This is a genomic window from Candidatus Nitrosopumilus sp. bin_32a (assembly GCF_054095935.1).
In genome coordinates, this window is record NZ_JBSWSN010000001.1 from 1 (window position 1) to 17,352 (window position 17,352).

Genomic DNA, 17,352 nt, shown 5'->3' on the forward strand with positions numbered 1-17,352 from the left:
TCACAGAATCACTATCACTAAATGACGGTACAGTAGATACAACCAAAGCTGCATCTGTCTCACTCACAGAATCACTATCACTAAATGACGGTACAGTAGATACAACCAAAGCTGCATCTGTCTCACTATCTGAATCACTCATAATAGATGAAGAAATTCATTTGATAGGCACATTGAGTATTAGAGTCACCACCGATGATATTCCAGTTGCTGGATCTGCATTTAGCATTACACCTAATCCATTAACTGGAACCGGCATTCTAAATGTCACTGACAATGGACCAAATGATGCAAATGGAAATAATGGTGAAATTAGAATACTTTCAGTTCCGGAAAACGACTACAATATCATGATGACTACAATTCCTTCAGGATATACAGTAGATATCAATGAAATAATTACCTCTGTATGCTGTGATGTAATTAATCACGTGGATGAATTTGAATTATTTAGTACAACAACTGATCTATCAGTATCTTCTCCAAAATTAGCTAAAACTGTACCAAATCTAAATGCAACACAACTTTCAACACTAACAGGATTTTCAGCAACAATCATCGATGATACCACTTCATCTACAAAAACTATTGCCAAATCTGATGATCTTCCAAAAACAGTTAGAGTAGGTGTAAACAATTCTACTGGTAAATCAATTGCCATATCACAACAATCAAACATAAAATATAATGCTGATTATTCAGTTGGAATTGACGCTTCTGTTGTACAAAACACAATAAAGATTCCAAAATATACTCTTTCAACTAACAAAACATTAACGGTAATTATTCCTATGGCAACATCTATTGAATCTACTTCTCATCAAGTTATATCTACTCCACCTATCACTAAATTCAATCCTGGACAGCAGATAATTCTCCCAGTAGAGTCATCAGTTATTCCAAGCTTTGGTGGTATGTCAAAACTTGACATCACTTCAAAAGCAAGTTCTTCCTCAATTGGAACATTTACCAAAGATTGGATAGTTGTTGAAATTGATGATGGATACATCAACTCCCCCACATTAGCTAGTAGTGGAATTTCAAATGAATTAGTAATGGCAATTGATGTTAAATCTCGCTATGAAGAAGAAGGTGTTGGTTTCAACTTTGGTGATTCTTCTAATTATGAATCAAAACCAAAAATGACAATATTGGTACCAAAACCAACATCTTCTGAAATAATCACGCTTGCAAGTGGATGTGCTGATATTGAAATACATACACTTGTTGGAGGAACATGGGTTTCAGGAATTGATACTATACTATCAAATACACCATCAACAGTAGATTCAGACTTCTGTGATGTGGTGTTTGATTCAGAACACTATTCACAGAAATCTATATCCTCCAAGAGAAGCTCTTCAGGACCTGGTGGAGGTACTGGAGGTACTGGAACTGGTAGTGGCTCAAGTGGAGGTGGTGGTAGAACTGGTGGTGCCAGTGGTGGTATGGGTGGCTTTGGAGGAATTCTAGGCTCCCCACTTGCAATCAACGAGATTTCATATGACAAATGTAACGATAACATGGCAAGAATCCTAGTCTCAAGTGATGCAGATGTGCCACCAACAATCAAGGTGTCTACTGCAAAATCTGGAGTTGTATATGGAACATTGGCAGAAATCCAACCATATGAGGAACTTAACAAATTCTCTACTGTTGACAGATACCTCTATGAAATTCCAATTTCATCTGAAGAGTCATTCATGATGGTATCAGTTACAGAAGAAAAAGGAACAACATCTATCACTGTGCAAGCTTCAGTTAGACTACTTTCATGTGAAGGTACAACGGTAATTGTTCCAGTCCCTGAAGATATGTTACCAGATGTTTCAGAAGCTGCAGCAAGAATATTTGACACCAAAGTTCAGATTGGTAATGCCACTGTAATTGATGCTGTAAAATCAGAATTCTTGTTTGTTAGCGGCCAAGACTTGAGAGTATCTGCAATCATTGATAGTGAAACACCACTAGAGCGTGTAGAGTTAAGATCAATTACTATGGGACAGACAGATTCTGATTACATTGGAATTAAGATGGATGCTACACCATTGTATGTGTCAAACTCTACATATGTGGTTAGTGCAACAATTCCATCATTCTGGATAGTGGAGCCTGGAATGACTTACTGGTTACACATTACTGATGAGGATGGATCACAGACAGAATCAATTCATTACAACATTGGTACAAAGCCAACTAGCGTATCTGATATTGCAGTTGAAGTGGACATGCCAACTATCAAACCATCAGGATCTATTGTAAAACCGGAATTCTATCTGTTCAATGAGGATGAACCATCATACGGAATCGTATCTTTAGTGGTTGATGGTGAAATAGTTTCAAAGAGATCACAACTATTTGGTACTGGTCAGACACAAATCATCTTTAATTGGAATGTACCAAAATCCGATGTATATGTAGAATATGATATCCAAGGTGTAGTCGAATTGTATGACAGTAAAATCAGCACAACACCATCAGTACTTGCAACACATCCAAAGACTGTAACAGTATCTGGAACTGAAATGCCTGCATTGCAATTAATACAAAGAGATGACACAATACTTGCAGATCCTGCACTAGTTTATGCATCAAATGCTGATTCTACTGCAAGATTTACAGTAACTGATCCTCAAGGTCAATGTATCATTGGCAGTGCAGATGAATGTCTAGTTAAGGACAGTACCAGAGCAAATCGTGGTGGATTAGAAAGTATTTCATATGGTGATCAAATACTTAGAGTTAGATATTCTGGTGCAGATAATGCACTTGAGAGATTCTCAATTACATCAATTGATCCAATTGTAGGACAATGGAGCGTATCATTGGAATCTGAAGATGGATATGTACAACAAGCACATGCAGCAGAAGACATTGCTGTGAAGATAAAATACAGATATCACTCTGAAACTGTTACAGTATTTTCTCAATAATTTCTAAAATCTAAATTTATGGATAAGCAATTGACTGAATAACTTCAGAATCAAGATCCGAAATACTAATTCTTTTTTGTTCCATGCTGTCTCTCATACGAATTGTCACAGTGTCATCTTCTAGCGTTTGATGATCAACGGTAATCGCAAAAGGCGATCCAATCTCATCCAGTCTTCTATATCGTCTGCCTATTGCACCAGAGTGATCCAAAAATGCATCGCATTTTCGTTTTAACTGAAGATAAATCTCATCTGTTTTTTCTTTTAATCCGTCTTTTTTTACTAGAGATAAAATTCCGATGTGAATTGGTGACAAGTATGGCTTTAATGCCAAAACAGTTCTTTCGTGCTCTTTATCATCCTTCAAACTATGCTCTAAAATGGTATACAGACTTCTGTCAATTCCCATGGATATCTCAAATACGTGAGGTAGAACTTTGTCATCTCCATCCATTATCTCAAACTTTTGCTTGCTCTTTGTTGCATGACTGGTCAAATCATAGTCAGATCTGTAGTTACATGCAACAAGTTCCAGCCATCCAATTGTAGTTTCTACTTCAAAATCAAATGCAACTTCTGCATAGAATGCCTTTTCTTTATCACCTAGTTTCCTGAATCTGCTTTTTGTAATGTCAATTCCTGTCTTTTCATAAAATTCAGTCAAAATTCCCAAGTAATATGCCACAAGCTTGTTTGGAACAACACCTGACTCCACTGCTTCTTTACATGTCATGGAGACAGGATCAGAATCTGTCTGAATTCTAAGAATGACATCTTGAATTTCTGAAAACTTTTCCATCTCTGACAGATTGTTTGGATTGCAAAATACCTCAATTTCTGCCTGATAGAACTCTCTCAGACGAAGTAGACTCTGTCTTGGAGCTATCTCATTTCTGAAACTTTTTCCAACTTGTGCAATTCCTAGAGGAAGCTTCCCCCTCATTGTCTTGTATAGTCTGGGAAAATCCACAAAGATTGATTGGCATGTTTCAGGTCGCAGATATGCCTCTTCTTCTTCAGGACCAATCCCGACTTTAAACATCATGTTGAAATTCTTTGTCTTATCAAAATCCCCTTTACACTTTGGACACTTGATATTATTTTGTGAAATAGCATTGTCAAACTCTTCCAAATCTGCACTTTCAGGAATCTCAATTTGGACTAGTTCTGCAATGGTCCTGTCTGCTCTAAATGTTGCATTACACTTTGTACATTTGATTATTGGATCCGCAAAATTTCCCAAATGTCCAGAAGCCTCAAAAACTGATTTTGACATAATCTGAGAGCCATCAATTTCAAGCATTCCATCTCTTCTGATTAGTTCTCTTCTCCACAATTCAAGAAATTTATTTTTCAAGCTAACCCCTGATGGACCATATTCCCAAAATCCAGCCTGAGCATCTGCATAAATTTCACAGCTAGGAAAGTAAAATCCACGCTCAAGTGCTAGTTTCATTACTGCTTCATAGTCCATTATTGCATTCACTCAACCATGAAATAAATTTCTACGCAAATTCCTTTGCAATTCGTACATTTTCAAAATCATCTCTATAATCGTCAATTGGGGTTTCTAAGATTATGGGGATTTTTTTCTTGTTGGCAAATTTGACAACAGCTGAAATTCCTTTTTCTCCAATTCCACCCAACCCCAAATGATAATGCCTATCTAAATTGCAACCAAGTTCTCCCTTAGCATCATTGAGATGAAGAATTTTTAAATTATCTATTCCAACATGTTTGTCAAATTCAGAAAAAGTCTCCTTTACATCTTTTTCAGTTTTTAAATCATATCCTGAAACAAATGCATGGCATGTATCTATACATACACCAAACTTTTTTGTGGGCTTTAGTTGTTTGAAAATCTCTCCCAACTGCTTAAAATCAGAACCTACAGAATTTTTTTGCCCTGCAGTATTTTCTAGCAGAATCATTACATCGTTCTTTGTTTTTCCAGCTCTTGTCAACCCCTCAACCAGTCTCTTAATTCCAGCTTCATCCCCAGTTCCTAAATGACTGCCAAGATGTGTTACAAGATATGGGATTCCTAACTGTGCGCATCTTTCAGTTTCGTTAATCAAAGTTTTAACAGATTTTTCAAATCCATCATCTTTAGGTGATGCAAGATTTGGTAAATATGGCATGTGTGCACAAGTTGCAAATCTATCAATATTGCTTGCCTTTAATTTTGATTTGAAATTATCAATGTCTTCTTTAGTGAGTTCTTTTGCATGCCATCCCCTTGGGTTTCTAGTGAAAATTTGAAATGCAGAGCATTCTCTCTCAACTGCATTATCTACTGATTTGTCAATGGATCCGGATATTGAAACATGACATCCAACTTGCATAAACTCATTATTCCTAAAACATAATTTAAACCAGAGTCAAAATTCAAAAATCAGATTTTTAAGTGAATTCTGTGGATTACTAGCATGCTAGAGTTAGGTACTGACGAACTTGCAAAATACCCGTTCCTAGAGGGTGCTGGAAAATTTTTGAAAGAAAAAGGTTTTCCACTATCTCAGTTTGGAACTGATCCCGATCTTAAATCTGTCGTGAATAAGGCATATCATAGGCTTAAAGTCTCTACGGAAGGTGGCATTTACAAATCTGAAATTATAGATGGAGAAGCATCTGACACTGCTCGTGAAAAAGAGATTTTTTCTTTTCTACTTGCAATAGTTTTGATAAAATTAAGTGGAATGCATACGCTCGTCAAACGATTTGCTCTTGCAGAAGCCAGACGTGCAGAAAATCATCTTGAAAAAGATTTGGGAAAAGCTTCTGATAAATCAAAAATTGATTTGGCTATTAGAATTATTTATGATTTGTTCAATATTGAAGTGATAAAAGAAGATGAGTTTTTTAAGATTCCCGTATCTGATTATCTAAAACATTCAATAGATTTTCATGAAAGGGAATGGAAATTAGTCAATAGACATGTTGAAAATGGAAAAGTGCTTCTAACACCAGATAAAACAGTTAGATTGATTCGAAAAGAATTAGGAAATTATATTACTTCTAAAATTACAAATGCACCAACTCCGCCAATGATTCCTGGACTTGAAAATATGGTAAATGAGTTAACCTCAATTGGCAAGGCCCTTACTCCTTCTTACACTGTAACAACAGGAGAACATCCACCGTGTATAAAACATGCAATTGAAATTCTTGAAAAAGGAGAAAACCTTCCTCATTCTGGACGATTTATGCTTGCAACTTTTCTTTTATCAAAAGGACAAACAGTACAACAAATTGCACCATTATTCAAAAACGCACCTGATTACAATGAGCGTGTTACACTATACCAACTAAATCATTTGGCAGGAACTTCAGGAAGTGGCACCCAATACTCTTGTCCATCTTGTGAGAAATTGAAAACTCAAAGTCTCTGTTTTGCTACTTCAGAATGTGATAACATCATTAATCCCTTACAATTTGGAAGGAAGAAAAAATAATGCAAGAAACTGATATACTGTTCCTAGAGGATTCATTCAAAAAATATTACTTTAATCATTTTGATCTAATCAAAGTTCCAGATAGAACATCTGAAAGAGAATTTGGCTATCAGAAATTTAATTCAGGAATGACTCGACACATTCCTATCAAAGATGATAAAGAATTACGTCTACTACTGATGCAAAATATTCCGTCTGATGTTTATTGTTCAAATGCATATTACACATTTCCTAATTTACCAATGAACGAAAAAGATTGGAAAGAGGCAGATCTAATTTTTGATATTGATGCAAAAGATCTTAATTTGCCATGTAGAGAAAGTCACACAGTATCAATTTGCAATGATTGCAACGAAGTCTCAAAAACTTTAATCCAATGTCCAAAATGCAATTCATCAAAATTAGAAAAAAAATCTTTGCCTTGCAAAAATTGCATTGACGCTTCTAAAACAGAAGTAGAAAAATTATCCCAAATCCTAATTGATGATCTAGCAATCATCAAAGAAAACATCCAAGTCTATTTTTCTGGCAATGAGGGATTCCATGTTTATGTTTATGATTCACAATTTCAAGAAATTGGATCTAGGGAAAGATCAGAACTAACTGATTATATCTCTCTTCGTGGAGCAATTCCGGAAACATTTGGAATGAAGAAATTCAAACAAGATCGTGCTGCATTACCTGATTTTGATGAAAGGGGATGGAGAGGTAGATTTGCAAAACATGTTTTTGGTTCAAAATCAAAACGCTCAAAAATTATAACAGAATTACTTGCAAGCGGTTATCCGTCTTTTCAAAAAACTTTAGATGATGTTTCAGAAAACATTGGAGTAAAAATTGATCCGAATGTAACAATGGACATACACAGAATTTTTAGATTGCCTGGATCAATTAACAGTAAAAGTGGTCTTAGCAAAATTCACTGTGATGATTTGACAAAGTTTGATCCATATGTTGATGCATCTTTTCTTAGTGATGAAACAGTAGAAGTTTTTGCAAACTGTCCAATTGAATTTAAATTAAGAAACAAAAAGTTTGGTCCGTGCAATAATGAAAAAGTGACAGTTCCTACATTTGCTGCAGCTTACATGATTTGCAAAAAATTAGCTAGAATAGCTTGATTTTGCTGGTAAGACATTAATTTACCAAATCTCAAGAAAATTCAGTTTTGTATAGCGCCTCTACTGATAAGCAAACCCCGCCTCCTGATGCTGGAAAATACATCAGATTAGGAATTGTTGCAATTATCGGAATAGCGATTTTCACTATGGTGGGAAATCAGGCAGTTATCTTATCGATGAATTTCACAGAATTTGGCGATCAATTCACCAAGCCTCTCTATTACACACTTGTTTCAACAATAATTCTATCTGCAATTGCACTTATTCGAGTTAACATTGCAGGCCGTTCTTCTATTTTCTGGTATGCAATTAGCACCGGAATTGGATTTTTAGGAAGCGGAGGACAACAACCAATTTCAAATGCTCTAAAAAGTTTTAGAGATTACAAATTATCATCAGCACAATTTGTAATCTGGCAAATTACAAAGATTCTGCTTTTCGGAGCTTTCTTTGCAAATATCATGTTTGGTTTTGCAGCCATGTCTTTCATTGATGGAAATACTTTGGGACTGGAAAATTTGCCATCATTGTTTACTTTACCCTTTGTAACTCCTGACAATAATCCAAACTATGCAGCAGAAAATGTTGTTCCTATGATTCCAGCCTTGGTGATATTGCTTCCACCATTGCTCGCAGCGATTGGGCTCCGTTTGGTTTTGTATGTCGGAATTCATAGAATAATTAACGTAGTTACATCTTATCTCCAAGATTCCAATGAAGGAAAACCAAGATATCTAAACTATGTTTCAACTATTGAGGGAATAATCGGAATTGGAATAATCTGGGCAGGAATTAATCTGTTTTTCACAGATCAAATTGATTACAATACAAGATATGTGATTGGAGGCACTCTTGTCATAGGCTTTGCATTAATTTCATTTTCAGTAGTTGATAGAATTAGAGCACGTGTACTAACTCATATGTTTAAGCGCGATGTATACATTAGATTTTTAACAATTATTGCAATTGCAATTATAGTAGCCGGTGTTGTTTCAGTGAATAACAGTATTGCTGATGCAAAGAAGATTGAATTTTTAGGACCGTACACAGCTCAACAAATAGGAGTAAATCGTTATCTTGGAGAATTAAATGATGTTCAAGAAAATATTCATGATGTTCAACTGACATCCGTTTCTGCAAATAATATCAAAAACTATGTAAAACAAAATAGTGATGTTCTTGATGTTATTCGAGTTTGGGATTGGGAAGCAGCATTTGCTAAATTAAAGCCTGAGATAGGACTGATTCCGTATGTGGACTTTGAAGATAATGACATTCTTCGTTTTAACAACACATTATACTGGACTGCTTCAATGAAGCCAATCTTACCAACATCTGTCAGCCTTGAAAACAGATGGTACAATGAACATCTTGTTTATACCCATGTTCCAAATGGATTCCTTACCTTGGAGGCTACTGATGGACAAATTGTTGACAGTGGTGAATTTTTCAAACAAAGAGAAATTTACTATGGTGAAGGAGGACTGTTTGAGCAAACTTGGTCTGCTTATCCTAATTCAAGAGATAATGAAAACAGTGCCGAACTTGGAGGCGTATCTTATTCTGGTTTAGGCGGATTGGATGTTTCACCCCCATTGAGCTGGATATTTGAGCCAAACTTTTTGCTATCATTCCCAGGCGAATCAGTCCACATTATGAGATACAAAGACGTCCATGATAGAATGGAAACACTGTATCCGTATTTCCTATATGATCTGTTTGGAAAAGAATTGGATTCACTTCCTGTAACTGATGGCAAAAATTCCTATTGGTTAATCCCACTAATCATTGGATTTGATACAGGTGACGTCCCTTGGTCTGTAGGAAATCCATACTTGCGTTTAGTAGGATATGCCCTTGTCGATTCCTACAATGGTGATATTCAATTGTTAAAAACTGGAGATGATTTCTTTACTGAAATGTTTGCAAGCCAGTACAATGAACAATTTCAACCAATGCCAGCATGGCTTGAAGAACAAATTCGATACCCAGTTGAATTATTCAACTGGAAAACTGAGATGTATAATATTTACCATGTAACAAATGTCGAGACATTTATTCAGGCAAATGAATTCTATGAAATTCCACGAGGTCTTGACACCTATTATGTTGAAGCAAAACCTCCCGGATTTGAGCAAACAGAATTCTTAGGATTACTTTCATTGGAGTTAAGAGGCTCTCAGGGTAGAAACCTTGCAGGATACATGGTAGTTGAAAATGATCTTGAAAAACTAGGGGACATGCAATTTTATGAAGTCCCGTTAGATTCTGATACTAAATTAATTGGCCCTACAGCTGTTAGAGAAGCACTTGATAGAGATCCGGAATTTGCTCAACTAAAGACATTGCTGAGAAATCCAAGAGTCGGTGATAATATTTTGTATCGTGTAGGTGATCATGATGTTTACTTTATTCCTGTTTATACTGCAGGTGCTGGTGGAGTTGTTGCCCAACTGGGAACTATTGCAGCAGTGGGTGCAGCATTTAACGGAGAATATTTCGTTGGATTAGGTGAAACCCAAGAAAAAGCATTTGAAGCATACCTGAAGAAAGTTTCCGGCGTTGCATCAACTACAACTACTGCTGATGATGATTATGTTGAATTGGTTAGAACTGATAGGATTGATATCATAAAGTCTGTATTTGAAACAAATGGTATTTCTGTCTCTGAACCAACTGCTATCCAGATACCACTGTCATTTAATGAAGGGGAACTATTCTTCTTTACTGAAAGTGATCGTGCGGATGCTGAAGAATTCTTATTGGAATTCATAGATGACTTTGTAAAACCACGTAGTGACAGAGTCTTCATGTGGGAAGAAGATGCCAATCTCAATATTGGAACTGTATATGTGAAAGATGGACTTCCTGAGATACATTATGTCTCAATTGAGGTAGGCAACTAATTGCTTCTTGTTGTTGATAACGGATCCATCTATACAGAAAAATTAACTGATTTCTTAATCCAAAAAAATATTTCCTTTGAAAAACAATCCCCATACACTTTGAATTTGGATCTGCTTTCAAACCATGATTCTTTTATTCTTTCAGGACGTAGAAAGAATGAAAAAAAAATCAATGAAATTAATTCTAAAATTATCGCACATTGCATCAAAAATAACAAAAAATTACTTGGAATTTGTTATGGTGCAGAAATTTTAGCGCTTACTTTGGGTGGTACAATTAGAAAAATTTCTTCTCTCCAAAAAGGAACTGAATCAATCCAAATTATAACGGAAAATCCTATTTGTAGAAATTCAATTGATGTCTTTGAGAGTCACAGTTATGAGATATCTAGATTACCTAGTGTTTTGATCTCACTTGCCAAATCAAATAACTGTAAGAATGAAATCATTCAATATGAAAAAAAGCCAATTTATGGAACTCAGTTTCATCCAGAAATGAGTCAAGATGGCAATGATTTAATTGAAAAGTTTTGTTCACTCTGATTGATTTTAATAACTCTCAAAATTTCTTTATCTTATGGGGGAAGAGAATCACGAATTACTTTTACCGCTTGTAAATGATGAAAATATTTGTCTTCCTTTACCAATTAATGTAGTATCAAAATATTGGAACATTGATTTGCCTATGGCCGAAGCCATAGAATCTGCAAAAAAATATTCTGGATTTGATGGCAGTATTCTGATTGAGGGAATAGAAGCCGCAGAAAGACATGGCTTGACTTGTAAAATTGTTCATTCATCTCTATCTGAATTGAAAAAAATTATTGATTTGGGAATCCCACCAATTGTATTTCTTCCAGGAATCCCTGAAATTACACAACATGCTTCTGTAATCACAGGATATGATGCGCAAGAAAAAACAATTTTACATTATATTCAGACAGGAAATCAGGAAGGAGAGCAACAAGAAGGTGCAATTCCTCAAGATATTTTTGAAAAAGAATGGTCTGAAGAGGGAAAACTATTGTTAATTTTGGCCCCTTCTGACATATTAGCATCTGTAAACCTAGAAAACGATTCTAGTGACAAATCAAACAGATTGTGTCTTATTTCTGAAAAACAAAATATTTTAAAAAACAATACTGAAGCACTTGAATCATTAAAACAATCTATTGAGCTTGATGCAAACAATTCTACTGCCCTTAATCTGTTTGGAGCAATGCTTAACGCTCAAAATTCTCCAGAATGTGTAAAATATTATGAAAAATGTTTGCAAATTAACAAGAACTCATATCTGACGTATAACGGTCTGGGAAATTTTTATCTTAAAACGGGAGAATTTAACAAGGCAGAAAATTATTACAGCAAGGCCATTGAAATTAATCCAAAACGTTCTGCAAAGATATACAAAAACCGTGCTTATCTTAGGGAAAAACAAAACAAAAATTCTGATGCCAAAGACGATCTCAAAAATTATTTAAAATATTATCCAAAAGCCCCTGACAGAGGAATAATAGAACAAGCAATTAGAGAATTATGATGCGGAGTGCGGGATTTGAACCCGCGGCCTTCAGCTTGGGAAGCTGACGTCATACCAGACTAAACTAACTCCGCCTAAAACAGTACAGTCAATTATGATTAAATATCTTAATTGACAACTCTAAACATGGATGCAAGATGCCCAGAGTGTGAAAAAGTTGCAATATTAGACGACGATATAACGAATGTAAAATGCCCACATTGTAATTTTAAAGCAGATTATGAAACCTATCTTGAGATTATGAAAGACCAAGCTATCAACATGTCAGCTGATTATATCCCGGATAGACCTGGAATTTAATTACCAATAATTTCCTTTATCGGAGCAATCTAAATGAGCTCCACAATTTGGGCAAAACATATGGCATGCTTGCATATCGACCATTTTATTATTGCATCTAGGACATCTGATCTCTTCTGCCATGCCTATCATTGTAAATCTTGATTTAAAAATAATGTCCAAAGGTTAATTAGTCGTTCAACTTTTTTTTGGAATAATTGGCAAACTTCAAACTTACAATCTCTGACATTAAAGGAAAGTCAGTTTCAAAAGAACTCAAAGATAGCGATGCTAATCCATTGTTAGGATTACAATTAGGAAATGAAACTGATGCATCAATTGTAGGATTAACTGGAAAATTAAAACTCACTGGAGGCAGTGACAAATCTGGAGTTCCGATGAGAAATGATCTTCACGGTGGAGCAAGAAAAAGAGTTTTGCTTGTTAAAGGTGTTGGTTTACAAGATGCAGAGCATGGAACACGAAAAAGAAAACTAATGCGAGGAAATACCGTATCAGAAGAAATCTATCAAGTAAATTGTAAATTTGATGGAGAATTACCAGTTGATGCTCCTGTAGAAGAAGCAACAGAAGAAAAAACTGAAGATAAAAAAGAATAACTTAACATATACCGATTCTACTTTTTGACACATGCATTGGAGAGAAACTCTTCCTGATTGGTACATTAAAAAATACGGTTATCAACCATGTGTTAACATTGGTACTGCAGGTCATGTAGATCATGGAAAAACTACTCTAATCCAAGCTTTGACTGGTTCATGGACTAGTGTACATAGTCAAGAGCTTAAACGTGGCATTACAATTCGTGTTGGTTATTCTGATGCAGCATTTTACAAATGTAAAAAATGTGCAGAACCTCTAGGATATTCTACAACTCCAAAATGCAATAATTGTGGAAAAGAAAGTGAACTATCTAGAGTTGTAAGTTTTGTAGATAGCCCTGGACACGAAAGTTTGATGGCAAATATGCTTTCAGGCTCTGCATTAATGGATGGTGCATTACTTTTGGCTGCAGCAAATGAAAAAGTTCCAAAGCCACAAACAAAAGAGCATCTCTTAGCACTACAAACTCTTGGAATTCAGCAGATAGTTGTAGTTCAAAATAAAGTTGATTTACTTTCATACGAGGAAGCTCTTGCAAATTATAAAGAAATTACAACATTTGTTAAAGGGAGTTATGCTGCCAAAGCTCCCGTAATTCCAATTTCAGCACAATCTGGATTAAACATTGATGCATTAATTGGCGCAATAGAATCAACAATCAAAACACCAGAAAGGGATGAAAAAGCAGATACTGTGATGCATGTTTTGCGTTCTTTTGATGTAAACAAACCTGGAATAAAATTAAAAGACATCAAAGGCGGTGTTATTGGTGGAAGCTTAACTCAAGGAGTTTTTAATGTTGGTGATGAGATTGAAATTAAACCTGGAATTGTAAATGAAAAGAAAAAGACATACGAACCATTACTTACTGAAATTACTTCATTAGGGACTGCGGCAGGAATTGTCGAATCAGTGAAACCTGGTGGCTTGGTTGCTATAGGAACAAAATTAGATCCATCAATGACTAGAAGTGATTCATTTATTGGCTCAGTAATCGGCAAACCTGGTACCCTTCCTGATAATTCAACTCTGTTAAAATTAGATGTTAATCTGTTTGACTCTGCAGTAGGTGCTACTGAAGACATTAAGGTACAGCCAATTTCAGCCGGAGAATTACTTCGACTTAACATTGGCACTGCCCCGGTTTTAGGTACAGTCAAAAAAATAAAATCAACAAATGTTGAGATAGAACTAAGAAGACCTGCATGTATGTTTGAAGGTGGTAATGTTGCAATTAGTAGAAGAATTAATGAAAGATGGCGACTTATCGGTGCAGGAATAATTGGTTGAAGTAATCTGTGACACAAGTTTTTTAATTCATCTAGCCACAAACAGGATCAAAAATTTAGACAATCTTGATGTTGAGATAGGACAAATTAGTTTTGTCGTACCTCAAGTTGTAAAAAATGAATTATTTGAATTAGAAAAAAACCCTGAAAAAAAACAAGACATCCAATCTACTCTCAATTATATCAAAAATTTTAAGATAATCCCAATACTTGGTTCATTTGCAGACAAAGAATTACTCGATTATGTTTCAAAAAATAGAGTGATTGTAGCTACAATGGATAGAGAACTAAAAAAACAGATTAAAAATAATGGAAGTTCAATAGTGTCTTTTTCAAATAACAAAATTGTTTTGGAATCTTAGAAATATTTAAGATTGAGTAATTATCAATAATTTTCATGACTTTGAGTCTTGAGAGTGAAGCATTTGAAAATGGTGAAGTCATTCCAAAAAAATACGGATATAAACATGGAAACATCAGTCCTCCTCTGAAAATTAACGAAATTCCTGAAAATACGATATCCCTTGCTTTGGTAATGGATGATCCTGATGCAATGGGAGCTGTTGGCAAAGTTTGGGTGCATTGGGTTGTATGGAATATAGATCCTAAAAATTGCGAGTTTAAAGAAAATTCTACACCTGAAAATTGTAGTGAAGGGGAAACTGACTTTGGTGAAATTGGTTATGGAGGCCCTGCTCCTCCAGATAAAGAACATACGTATGTTTTCAAATTATATGCCTTAGATCAAAGGCTAGTTGCTAGCAGGGGTTCCACTAAAAAAGAAATTGAATTGGAGATGAAAAATCATATTATTGCAGAGACTGTCCTTCAAGGAAAATACGCTCCTTAATCTTTAACTCTTTTAGAATTTTTTATACAAAGAGTAATAAGCAAAGTTTTTTGAAAAATGTTAATTGATAGCAAACTCCAAACTCTGCTCCGTAGGTAACTTTGATTTTAAATTAAATCATCTACTAGTAATTGGGATTCTTATTTTATCATTTACTGTATCATTCCTTTTGCGTGTTCAACCTGCTGATTTTGGTTATGAATTAAATGAGTTTGATCCTTTTTTTAATTATCGTGCAACTCAATACATTGTTGACAATGGAATTCCTGCATACTTTGAATGGAATGATGGTCTTAGTTGGTATCCTATAGGTAGAGATGTTTCAGCAACCTCTCAAGTTATGCTTCATTTGACAGCTGCTACGACATATTGGATTTTTGGCGGCGGGATGGATCTTTATGATTTTACAATTTTATTTCCTGTGATATTTGCTTCATTATCTGCTATTGTAATTTTTGCTCTAGTTAGAGTGATTGGTGGAACCACGGCTGGATTATTTTCAGCCATGTTGTTTTCTGTTTCTATACCAATACTAATTCGAAGTCCTATAGGTTGGTTCAAGTCAGAACCTTTAGGATTATTTTTTAGTTTACTGACTGTTTATTTTTTGTTAAGTGGGATAAATTCACAAAATAAACGAATTGCTATTTTGAAACTTGTGGGAGCCGGTATTTTTACTACTTTTTCAATTTCAGCATGGGGAGGTAATCAATTTTTCATTATTCCAATAGGGATTTTCTTTCTTACTCTACCTTTTTTGAGAAAGGATCATAAATTCATTGTATGGGCTATTCCTCTGTACACAATTACTACACTTTTAGTTTCATTAGGAATTGAACGTGTAAGTTCAAGTTTTATTTTTGGTCTTGGAGGAATTTCATTAATAGTTCCAACATTATTTTTAATTTTGTGCATTATTATTCAAAATAAGAGTTCACAAAATAAAACAAGAAATGGTTTAATTTTCCTACTTGCACTTTTAGTAATTGCGCCAACTGTATTGCTAATAAATTCTGATTCGCAATTTTTACCTCTACCTAGCCATAGATATCTAAACGCGTTAAATCCATTTTTGACAACAACTGATCCTTTAGTTGATTCTGTTTCTGAACATGCTACAACCACAATAGAACAATCATTCTTGTTTCATTCAGTTTTGATGCTTTTTTCAGGAATCGGTATTTGGTTGATGATTAAAAATATTCAAACTGAGAATTCTAGTTTGATTCGCAATGATATGCTGTCATTTTCATTAATTTTAGGGTTTGTTGGCGTTTATGTAAGTTCAACTTTTGTAAGATTGGAAGTTTTTGCTTCAATTGCCATCATTATTCTGGCATCATTAGGATTAACTGCATTAACAAAAGAATTTTTCAAAAATAAATTAAAATCAAAAAAACCTCTTGGCAAGTTATTACAACTACCATATGTTGCTGGAATTATTATTTTATTAGTAATTCCTATGATTTATCCTGCCGGCTCAGAACCATCATCAATTACAAATATGCCTCCTACAATCTTGAATGGAGGATCTGCTTTTCCTGTTGCTACAAATGATTGGTTAGATGCAATGGACTGGATTAAAGATAACACTCCTAAAGATGCTGTCGTTGCTTCTTGGTGGGATTATGGTTATTGGATTCAAACAATGGGTGAAAGAGCATCATTGGCAGACAATTCAACTGTTCATACAAGTATTATTGAAAATATAGCTAAAATGTTACTAAGTAATCCTGATTCTGCTTGGAACACCCTAAATGAAATGCAAGCTGATTATGTACTAGTTTTTGTAGCAGGTGAAAAATTAAGCGTGGATGCAGAAGGGTCATTTTACAGTCTTAAAGGAGGCGGTGATGAGTCTAAAAAACAATGGTTCATAAGAATTGCCGGATATGATACGGCACAGTATTTGCATAATGATGGAATAAGTGGTACTGACTTTTTTTGGAATGAAACTTTGCTTGGAAAAATGTTCCCATTCTCGGTATTAGGCTACATAAATCCAAATAATATACAACAACAATCTGCAACTTATGTTCCTGGCATGCTTGCAATTTATGAAAAAGATATCAAATTTACATCCGATGGTGATGGGCCAGTGAGATTAGTTTATGCTTCTCCTAGTTTTATTGAAGAAAAAGTTGGACCTATGATTGGAGTTTTTGTTTATGAAGTAAACAAAGACTACAAGCCTATGTCTTAAGAATATCTTTCAGCTAATCTATATCTCATATATTTGTCATCTGGTGAAAACTTTGCAGGATGAGCAGAAATAGTATCTGCACTACACTTTGGACATTTCTCTTTTAATGTATAATGATTACACTTTGAACATTTTCTTAATAAAAATCTCAT

General features: G+C 34.8%; 15 protein-coding genes and 1 tRNA gene. 12 read left to right on the plus strand and 4 right to left on the minus strand.

Translation table 11 applies throughout. The features are described 5' to 3' along the window. Positions 1–2,933 (plus strand): hypothetical protein (locus tag ACW9XH_RS00005; protein ID WP_457758603.1); only part of this gene is annotated, 2,933 nt, incomplete at its 5' end. A 16-nt stretch (positions 2,934–2,949) separates the two neighbouring features. Here the strand turns inward: ACW9XH_RS00005 and glyS are convergent. Together glyS and ACW9XH_RS00015 are read right to left on the minus strand one after the other, a co-directional pair. Continuing rightward, entirely contained in the window at positions 2,950–4,407 is a 1,458-nt protein-coding gene (gene glyS / locus ACW9XH_RS00010) for a glycine--tRNA ligase (protein WP_457758604.1), read from the minus strand. A gap of 31 nt (positions 4,408–4,438) precedes the next feature. Next, on the minus strand, positions 4,439–5,278 hold the full coding sequence (locus tag ACW9XH_RS00015) for a deoxyribonuclease IV (protein ID WP_457758605.1): 840 nt from the start codon (positions 5,276–5,278) through the stop codon (positions 4,439–4,441). An 84-nt stretch (positions 5,279–5,362) separates the two neighbouring features. Here ACW9XH_RS00015 and ACW9XH_RS00020 point away from each other — a divergent pair, with 84 nt between their 5' ends. The 5 genes from ACW9XH_RS00020 to ACW9XH_RS00040 are packed head-to-tail and all read left to right on the plus strand — an operon-like array spanning position 5,363 to position 11,955. Further along, positions 5,363–6,388, plus strand: coding sequence for a DNA primase (locus ACW9XH_RS00020; RefSeq protein WP_457758606.1), 1,026 nt, complete (start codon positions 5,363–5,365; stop codon positions 6,386–6,388). After that, complete coding sequence (locus ACW9XH_RS00025) at positions 6,388–7,509, plus strand: DNA primase small subunit domain-containing protein (protein WP_457758607.1); 1,122 nt, start codon at positions 6,388–6,390, stop codon at positions 7,507–7,509. Before ACW9XH_RS00020 ends, ACW9XH_RS00025 begins: the two co-directional genes overlap by 1 nt. A 47-nt stretch (positions 7,510–7,556) precedes the next feature. Further along, positions 7,557–10,415: a UPF0182 family protein gene (locus ACW9XH_RS00030; RefSeq protein ID WP_457758608.1), complete on the plus strand. Its 2,859-nt coding sequence runs from the start codon at positions 7,557–7,559 to the stop codon at positions 10,413–10,415. Next, positions 10,416–10,958 carry a type 1 glutamine amidotransferase gene (locus ACW9XH_RS00035; protein ID WP_457758609.1) on the plus strand — a complete coding sequence of 181 codons (543 nt, stop codon included), beginning with the start codon at positions 10,416–10,418 and terminating at the stop codon, positions 10,956–10,958. It begins immediately after the preceding gene. 34 nt (positions 10,959–10,992) lie between these two features. Further along, positions 10,993–11,955, plus strand: coding sequence for a tetratricopeptide repeat protein (locus tag ACW9XH_RS00040; protein ID WP_457758610.1), 963 nt, complete (start codon positions 10,993–10,995; stop codon positions 11,953–11,955). On the opposite strand, the gene ACW9XH_RS00045 is transcribed toward ACW9XH_RS00040, so the two are convergent. Further along, positions 11,956–12,029: transfer RNA gene (locus ACW9XH_RS00045), tRNA-Gly, on the minus strand. It abuts the gene before it with no gap. 52 nt (positions 12,030–12,081) lie between these two features. Between ACW9XH_RS00045 and ACW9XH_RS00050 the strand changes: the two genes are divergently transcribed. The 6 genes from ACW9XH_RS00050 to ACW9XH_RS00075 all read left to right on the plus strand — a co-directional run bounded on the left by ACW9XH_RS00050 (position 12,082) and on the right by ACW9XH_RS00075 (position 17,200). After that, positions 12,082–12,255: a zinc-domain-containing protein gene (locus ACW9XH_RS00050; protein WP_457758611.1), complete on the plus strand. Its 174-nt coding sequence runs from the start codon at positions 12,082–12,084 to the stop codon at positions 12,253–12,255. A gap of 197 nt (positions 12,256–12,452) precedes the next feature. After that, complete coding sequence (locus ACW9XH_RS00055; protein WP_457758612.1) at positions 12,453–12,854, plus strand: S6e family ribosomal protein; 402 nt, start codon at positions 12,453–12,455, stop codon at positions 12,852–12,854. A gap of 31 nt (positions 12,855–12,885) precedes the next feature. Continuing rightward, entirely contained in the window at positions 12,886–14,148 is a 1,263-nt protein-coding gene (locus ACW9XH_RS00060; RefSeq protein WP_457758613.1) for a translation initiation factor IF-2 subunit gamma, read from the plus strand. Further along, a complete protein-coding gene (locus ACW9XH_RS00065; RefSeq protein ID WP_457758614.1) occupies positions 14,141–14,509 on the plus strand; it encodes a PIN domain-containing protein in 369 nt (122 codons plus the stop codon). Before ACW9XH_RS00060 ends, ACW9XH_RS00065 begins: the two co-directional genes overlap by 8 nt. A gap of 35 nt (positions 14,510–14,544) precedes the next feature. Beyond that, positions 14,545–14,997 carry a YbhB/YbcL family Raf kinase inhibitor-like protein gene (locus tag ACW9XH_RS00070; protein WP_457758615.1) on the plus strand — a complete coding sequence of 151 codons (453 nt, stop codon included), beginning with the start codon at positions 14,545–14,547 and terminating at the stop codon, positions 14,995–14,997. Positions 14,998–15,061: 64 nt separating this feature from the next. Then, positions 15,062–17,200 (plus strand): DUF6541 family protein, encoded by a 2,139-nt coding sequence (locus tag ACW9XH_RS00075; protein ID WP_457758616.1) that lies wholly within the window; start codon positions 15,062–15,064, stop codon positions 17,198–17,200. Here ACW9XH_RS00075 and ACW9XH_RS00080 read toward each other — a convergent pair. Continuing rightward, entirely contained in the window at positions 17,197–17,352 is a 156-nt protein-coding gene (locus ACW9XH_RS00080; RefSeq protein ID WP_457758617.1) for an RNA-protein complex protein Nop10, read from the minus strand. The two genes, ACW9XH_RS00075 and ACW9XH_RS00080, sit on opposite strands and share 4 nt — an antisense overlap.